A 7,502-nucleotide genomic window follows, 5' to 3' on the forward strand; every position below is an offset into this window, starting at 1 on the left:
TATCAGCTCTTCGTGTTTCCTTTATCTCAGTCGAAGGGCTCCAGTCCATACGGAGCAAACCGGCTTTTGCACTTTTCTTGTCATGCTCTCGAGTTTTGGGACATATCCTATATCTGGGATAGTTTTTAGTGAAAATAAAAAGTATTTTGTTTACTATGAGTGGGATTCTTTATATAATATATAGGTTGGCATTTGGAAAAAATATGTCAATAATGTGTTTGCTGTAGTAATTTCTCCTTTTTTCCATTCTAAGTATGGTAAAATGAATATTGGAGATTTAGAAGGGAGCAACCTTATGTTTGTCAATTTAGGACAACAAGCGATGTTAGGGATTTTATCACACTTATTTTTCATTGCTGTAACATGGTGGGCTCTGCAAGCATTGAATTTTGAAAAATTACTTCGTCCGAATAAAGTCATGCAAGCCAGGCTTTTGTACATCTTATTAACAGTTACTATTGGCTCAACGGCGAGTAACTTCTTTTTAGATTACTTGTCTTGGTCTTTAAATATGCCGTTTTTTATTCAGCGATAGGAGTAGTTAGTACAAGTAAAAGAAAAAGAGATTTAATTCTATTTAACTATAGAAGAACAATGATGCTGTTTGTGATTCGCTTAACTTGAAACTTGTCGATAAATAATAGGTATGTAGATTTCCCCAAAGGTAACACTAGTAGCCAAGGGGAGGTTACTGTAATGCAAAAAATTATTTATCTATTAATAGTAAGTTTCATTATTGTTACTGTTGGGAATATGACGATAGAGGCAAAGAGTGATCGCATGGATTTAGAGCAAATGTTTCGCATTCTTGAGGAGAAAGAAGATGTCAAGATAGAGGAATGGTCTGTAACAGCCAGAGAGGCAACTCGTTCTATTACGACTGAGCGTCAATTTTTACTAGAGTTAAGAGAATTAAAAAGAAAACTTCCTAGTTTCACATGGAATGTAATGAAAAACTCTACAAAACACATAGCGATAGGAACAAGAGTTGAATCGAATATTAGCGAGACAATTACAATTGCTTCTACACTTAATAGTCGGAATGAGTCTTATATTACATATGAAATGAAAGGGAACAAATCTAGGGAAATTGGGAAAAAAAATGTTACTAATTTACTTAATAGTAGAAAGAAAGTAGCATTTAATCAAAATACCACATTTTTCACTTGTATCAAAGGTAGTTTCAATGATAATATTGATAAGGTTTTAACTTCTACTGCAAAAAAATGGTTGAAGAATTTTCATGCGAGGGAAGTAGAGAGTTTACAAGAGGAACAGTTTATCTCTATTACTGCCCAATCATCACTTTTTAAACAAACTAACGTAAGTGAACATTACAATTTACAATTAGCCATGAGAAATGATGGAATGGGCGCAAAGACGACCTTCGTAATTGGCACACCCATCATAACATTTGAATATTAATATATAGAAATTGGACGCGGAGGGGAATACTTTTGGAAAAGATCATCGTCCGCGGCGGAAACAGACTGAATGGTACTGTAAAAATTGAAGGAGCTAAAAACTCCGTACTTCCTGTTATCGCTGCAACATTATTAGCAAGCAATGGTAAATGCATTATTAAAGACGTGCCTACTCTCTCTGATGTATTTACTATTAACGAAGTTTTACGTAACTTAAACGCCGATGTTGTTTTTGAAAACAATGTCGTAACAGTAGATGCATCAAGAGATTTAAAAGACGAAGCACCATTTGAATATGTACGAAAAATGCGCGCCTCTGTACTAGTTATGGGGTCTCTATTAGCACGTAATGGTAAAGCTCGTGTAGCTTTGCCAGGGGGATGTGCAATAGGCTCTCGTCCACTTGATCAACATTTAAAAGGTTTTGAAGCAATGGGTGCTCATGTCAAAGTTGGCAATGGCTTCTTAGATGCTGAGGTTGAAGGTAGATTAAAAGGTGCAAAAATTTATTTAGATTTCCCAAGTGTAGGAGCTACAGAGAATATTATGATGGCTGCAACACTTGCTGAAGGTACAACTATTATTGAGAATGTTGCGAAAGAACCAGAAATTGTTGACTTAGCAAATCTTCTAAATAAAATGGGTGCAAAAGTACGCGGTGCTGGTACTGCGACTATTCGTATTGAAGGTGTATCAGAGTTATCTGGTGCTACACATGCGATTATTCCTGACCGTATCGAAGCTGGAACATTCATGGTTGCAGCGGCAATCACTGGCGGAAACGTACTAGTGAAAGGTGCTGTAGCTGAGCATTCTTCTTCCCTTATTTCAAAAATGCAAGAAATGGGTGTTGAAATTATTGAAGAAGAAGAAGGATTACGTGTTATTGGACCTGAGAAATTAAAAGCAGTTGATATTAAAACGATGCCACATCCTGGATTCCCGACAGATATGCAATCTCAAATGATGGCGTTATTACTGCGCGCGGAAGGCACAGGTATGATTACAGAGACGGTCTTTGAAAACCGCTTTATGCACGTAGAAGAGTTCCGTCGTATGAACGCTGATATTAAGATTGAAGGCCGTTCTACAATTATTAATGGTCCTTCTGACTTGCAAGGAGCTGAAGTAGCAGCAACGGATTTACGTGCCGCAGCAGCGCTTATTTTAACTGGTCTTGTAGCAGATGGCATTACACGTGTAACGGAATTAAAACACTTAGATCGTGGATATGTAAATTTCCATGGTAAATTAGCTGGACTTGGCGCAGATATCGAACGTATTAATGAAGGTACTGCTACACAAAAAACAGTTGTAGATGTAAAAGCTTAATAAACTAATAGCTTCGTATAGGACTATTGACGATAAAAAGAACCTGATTGGCTTTTGCTAATCAGGTTCTTTTTTTACTTGACGCTAATGGAATTTCCTCATGAGGAAATGATAATTTTCTGTAATCCGTAATAAAGAAGGATTCCTATCATATGAATATAAAGTGATACTTAATGGAAGGGGACGAGATATTGAAATCTATCAAACCTGTATTTTACGTAGTTTTGGTCGTGGTCGCGTTAACCGTTATGATTCCTGCTATGCTTGTGCTTCCATTTTCAAAGAGTGAATCGGAAGGAAAAATAACGGATGAAACAAAGCAAGCTAAACAGCAGCAACAGACACTTGATATAAGTCAATTAGATCAGTCGGTTGTGGAGGTAGCTGTATTAAGATCAGCTGACAATAAAGTGAGTAAGCTACCGCTTGAGAAGTACATAGTAGGGGTAGTTGCAGCGGAGATGCCAGCTGAGTTCGAATTAGAAGCATTAAAGGCACAGGCACTTACTGCTCGTACATACATCGTAAATCATATGATGAATGGTTCCTCGAATAAAGCCTTAAAAGGAGCAGATGTGACAGATACGGTAGATGATCAAGTGTATAAAAGTGATGATGAGTTAAAGGCACAGTGGGGTGCAGATTATAATTGGAAGTATAAGAAAGTGGCGCAGGCGGTTTTAGAAACAGAAGGCCAGATTATTACGTATGGTGGGAAACCAATTACAGCGACGTTCTTTTCAACAAGTAATGGCTTTACGGAAAATTCCGAAGCAATCTGGCCAAGCCCTTACCCATATTTGAAAAGTGTGGAAAGTCCGTGGGATAAACAATCACCAAAATTTTACGATCGAAAAGTAGTATCTGTTGAGCAATTTGAAAAATCATTAGGTGTAAATATTAAAGATAAAAACAGTATCGGTTCAATCATAAAGCGTACACCTGGTAAGCGTGTAGCATCGGTTAAAATTAATGGGAAAGTAATTAGTGGTAAGGATGTACGCGAAAAACTAGGTTTAAGATCATCAGATTTTTCCTGGGAAAGAAAAGGAGATTCAATTATTATAACCACAAAGGGTTACGGACATGGAGTCGGAATGAGCCAGTATGGAGCAAATGGAATGGCTAAGGAAGGGAAGAATTACGAGCAAATCGTAAAGCATTATTATTCAGGTATTCAAATCGCTTCTTCGGCTTCATTTGCAAAAAAAATAGTAGCTCAGAGATGAGTTTAGTGAGAGGAGAGGGGTTCTCTTAAGTCGATATTGGCTTGGGGGAAGCCCTTTTCTCTATGCAAATGGAGAAGATATAAAACAACCCATGTTTATTTTTGAACACTATTCATGTTGCTTACTTACAGCACCAGTAAACTTCACCCTTCTTCCTACGATAAGGCAATATCGAGGTTGCATACCTGCTTCTAGTATTTCCTTTATCTCAGTCGAAGGGTGTAAGGTGATTTTGTGATAAAAGGGCACTTGTACTTTTCCAGTTGAGAGTAGTAAATACTCATAGCACAATCACACATCCTATTTCTATCTATAGTGCTAAACGAGCGTTATGATGAGCACTTTAAAATTGTATAACAGTGTTATTTAGAGGCTTTTTTCACTTTGCTATGTGTTTGTCTCTCGATTAATAAAGGTGTTAATACGATATGGCTAGCTTGCTCTGATGGATGATTAATGCGCTTTTCTAATAAAGAAACAGCTTCTTTTGCCATACGTGGTATATCCACTTTCATAGTTGTGATATACGGTGTGAGCATTGTGCTGTAAGATGTATCATCGAATCCGACTACTGATATATCAGCAGGTACATCAAAACCCATCTTTATTAATTCGTGTGTAATAATCATTGCTGCCCGATCGTTATTGCATATAAATGCAGTTGGAAGCGCTTCAATGTCACTCAATTGATCAGTTTCCCAACAATATGTCTGATTAACCATTTCCGGTTTATATAGTCCATTATCATATAAAGCACGTTGATATCCGAAGTATCGATCTTTAATACTGTTGGTTTCGTGTTTATTCGTCACAAACATAATGTTGTGATGACCGTTATCAATTAGAAGTTGAGTCAGTTTTTGCATGGCATAGAAGTTGTTTGTATAAACAGAATCGACATCAATTGAAGGGAATGAAAAATCCGTAAGTACAGTCGCATGACAAGCTTCCTTGATTTTGCGAACAAAGCCTTCTTCTAATTCACCAATGATTAAACAGCCATCCGATTCGATAAGATTTGATGGGATACTTCTTTCTTTAATCATTTGTTCTGAAATCAAAACTAGGTTTTTTTGGTAAATCTTTTTCTTTAAAAATAATTTCGTGATTTCTTTATAAAAATTAGGATAAAAGAAATCATCTTTCTCAAAGTATTTTTCATGCATAATGATTAATATATTACGTGTTTCACTTTCTACTTTTGTTTTCAGTGAAACCGAGTAGCCTCTTTCTTGTGCTAGTTTAACTATATTGTTTCGTAGTTCTTCACTAACTCCGGCTTTCCCATTTAAAGCTTTTGAAACCGCTACCTTTGATACTCCAAGTTCCTCTGCGAGTGTTTGGAGGGTTACTCGTTTACTTCTCATAATATGATCCGCTCTTTTCTAACTATATTTATAAGTATATTTAAATTAAATTATACGGGAAAAAATCCTAGTAAAGAAGGATATTCGTTAACAATAATAGTGTAGATGAAAAAAATTGTTCGAAATGATTTTTTGATATTTTAGCTATTGCTAATCACTTTAAGTTAAGTTATTTTTAATCTGTGATAACTTTATTATAAACAATTGTTAACTAAAAGGTAAAGTATTATAAGTGAAAAGAGGAACGATAATGAAGCCTATTAAGCTTAAACCACATATGCAGGAGCGTATATGGGGAGGAACTCGATTAAACCAGTATGGTTTCGAATGTACAAATACAAAACCAATTGGAGAAGCATGGACTGTATCTGCTCATCCAGTTGGACAAAGTACTGTGACAGAGGGAGATTTTGCTGGATTGTCAGTAGGGGATTTATGGGAAAAGCATCCTGAAGTATTCGGAGTAGATACTAGTGAAACCTTCCCCCTTTTAATTAAATGGATTGATGCTGCTGATGATTTGTCAGTTCAAGTACATCCGAATGATAGTGAAGCACAAGAACGTGAAGGCGTCCCTTTTGGAAAAACAGAATGTTGGTACATAGTAGATTGTGAAGAGCGAGCAGAAATTATTTTTGGACATACAGCCAAGACTAAGGAAGAGTTAGAACTTTTAGTTAATAAAGGTGCATGGAATGATCTTCTTTTAAAGGTTCCAGTTAAAAAAGGAGATTTCTTTTTCGTGCCAGCTGGAACTGTTCATGCGTTAACTAAAGGTGTAGTTGTCCTTGAAATTCAACAAAGCTCGGATACAACATATCGCTTTTATGACTATGATCGTAAAGATGTCTCCGGTAATAAAAGACCGCTTCACATTGAAGATTCATTAGCGGTTACAAAAGTTCCTCATGTAGAAATTCAAGATGGTAAATGGGAGCAAGTAGACGCAGGGGCTATTCGAAAAACGCTAACTTCAAACGCTTATTTTGGAGTAGAAGAAGTCACTTTGAATGGGTCTTGGCAGTATAAAACTAACCAGTATGCCTTTATATCTATGGTATCAGGAGAAGTGGCAATTAACGGAGTCACTACCAAAATGCCAGAAACGGTTTTACTCGCTGCTAATCATAATTATGAGATTATGGGAAATGGAGTATTTGTTTTAGCTGTGCCACCTAATAATCAAAAGCAACGTGTACAGGTAGGTATAGATTTAGGAGGAACGAATATTCGTGTAGCTGCCATTAAAGAAGATGGGAAGATTGCACGTCAATGGAAAATGAAAACGAATGTTGAACTTGGCCCAGACGCTATTCTTAAAGAAATCATCAAATTATGTCAGCAAGCTCAAAGTTCTTTTGATGTGCAGAGTGTTGGTATTGCTGCGCCCGGTCCACTTGATTCTACTAGTGGTTTAATCTTATCGCCGCCTAATCTGCCAGGCTGGAATCAAGTTCCTGTAGTAGAGATTTTAGAAAGTGCACTTGGATTGCCAGTTACATTAGAAAATGATGCTAATGCAGCAGCTTTTGGAGAAGCTATTCTAGGAGCAGGAAAGGAACAAGAGAGTGTTTTTTATATGACGGTTAGCACAGGAATTGGCGGTGGCTTCGTGTATAAAAATCAACTAATTCGAGGTGCACAAGATTGTGCAGGAGAGATAGGAAATATGATTATCGACTCGAAAGGTCCATCTCACACAATTTTAAATCAAGGCTCTTTAGAAACGTTAGCTAGTGGAAGTGCGTTAAATAGCACGATTGATTTAACAAAATTTGAAGATTTAAGTGAATTGTTTCGCAAAAGTAAATCTGATCAAGAAGCTAAAAATATCATAATGAAATTTATTGATCATTTATCTACGGGGTTAGCTAATGTTATTCATATGCTAAATCCTGACGTTATTATTCTTGGAGGAGGCGTCATGTCCTCAGCCGATTTTTTCTTAGAAGACGTAATTAAGAAGACAAATAAAAAAGTATATGATCAACTAAAAGGAAAAACGAGTATAAAATTTGCGGAGCTACATGGAGATGCAGGTGTACTAGGGGCAGCCTTACTATCTAATAAATAAAGTGAAACTTTAATCGGTGGGGGTTTTAGTCCATCCCCCACTTAAACGTCTTCGCTATTACTTTCGTTTTGAAGTG

General features: G+C 36.6%; 6 protein-coding genes. 5 read left to right on the top strand and 1 reads right to left on the bottom strand.

Annotated features, from left to right (window positions below):
* The first annotated feature begins 295 nt into the window (after positions 1–295).
* From V7014_RS13435 to spoIID, 4 genes are all read left to right on the top strand, one after another.
* Complete coding sequence (locus V7014_RS13435; RefSeq protein WP_335507980.1) at positions 296–535, top strand: DUF1146 family protein; 240 nt, start codon at positions 296–298, stop codon at positions 533–535.
* 161 nt (positions 536–696) lie between these two features.
* Complete coding sequence (locus V7014_RS13440; RefSeq protein ID WP_335507939.1) at positions 697–1,425, top strand: YwmB family TATA-box binding protein; 729 nt, start codon at positions 697–699, stop codon at positions 1,423–1,425.
* 32 nt (positions 1,426–1,457) lie between these two features.
* Positions 1,458–2,756, top strand: a complete 1,299-nt coding sequence (murA, locus tag V7014_RS13445) for a UDP-N-acetylglucosamine 1-carboxyvinyltransferase (RefSeq protein WP_335507941.1) — start codon at positions 1,458–1,460, stop codon at positions 2,754–2,756.
* A 191-nt stretch (positions 2,757–2,947) separates the two neighbouring features.
* Positions 2,948–3,985, top strand: coding sequence for a stage II sporulation protein D (gene spoIID / locus V7014_RS13450; RefSeq protein ID WP_335507943.1), 1,038 nt, complete (start codon positions 2,948–2,950; stop codon positions 3,983–3,985).
* 362 nt (positions 3,986–4,347) lie between these two features.
* On the opposite strand, the gene V7014_RS13455 is transcribed toward spoIID, so the two are convergent.
* Complete coding sequence (locus V7014_RS13455; RefSeq protein WP_335507945.1) at positions 4,348–5,352, bottom strand: LacI family DNA-binding transcriptional regulator; 1,005 nt, start codon at positions 5,350–5,352, stop codon at positions 4,348–4,350.
* 250 nt (positions 5,353–5,602) lie between these two features.
* Between V7014_RS13455 and V7014_RS13460 the strand changes: the two genes are divergently transcribed.
* A complete protein-coding gene (locus V7014_RS13460) occupies positions 5,603–7,426 on the top strand; it encodes a type I phosphomannose isomerase catalytic subunit (protein WP_335507947.1) in 1,824 nt (607 codons plus the stop codon).
* Positions 7,427–7,502: the final 76 nt, after the last annotated feature.

The sequence above is a fragment of the Bacillus sp. JJ722 genome (assembly GCF_036963345.1).
Lineage (GTDB): Bacteria > Bacillota > Bacilli > Bacillales > DSM-1321 > Bacillus_AD.

Excerpts from the sequence above, each read along its gene's own strand:
- V7014_RS13435 (WP_335507980.1), top strand. The coding sequence starts at position 296 with ATGTTTGTCAATTTAGGACAACAAGCGATGTTAGGGATTTTATCACAC.
- V7014_RS13440 (WP_335507939.1), top strand. The coding sequence starts at position 697 with ATGCAAAAAATTATTTATCTATTAATAGTAAGTTTCATTATTGTTACT.
- V7014_RS13455 (WP_335507945.1), bottom strand. The coding sequence starts at position 5,352 with ATGAGAAGTAAACGAGTAACCCTCCAAACACTCGCAGAGGAACTTGGA.
- V7014_RS13460 (WP_335507947.1), top strand. The coding sequence starts at position 5,603 with ATGAAGCCTATTAAGCTTAAACCACATATGCAGGAGCGTATATGGGGA.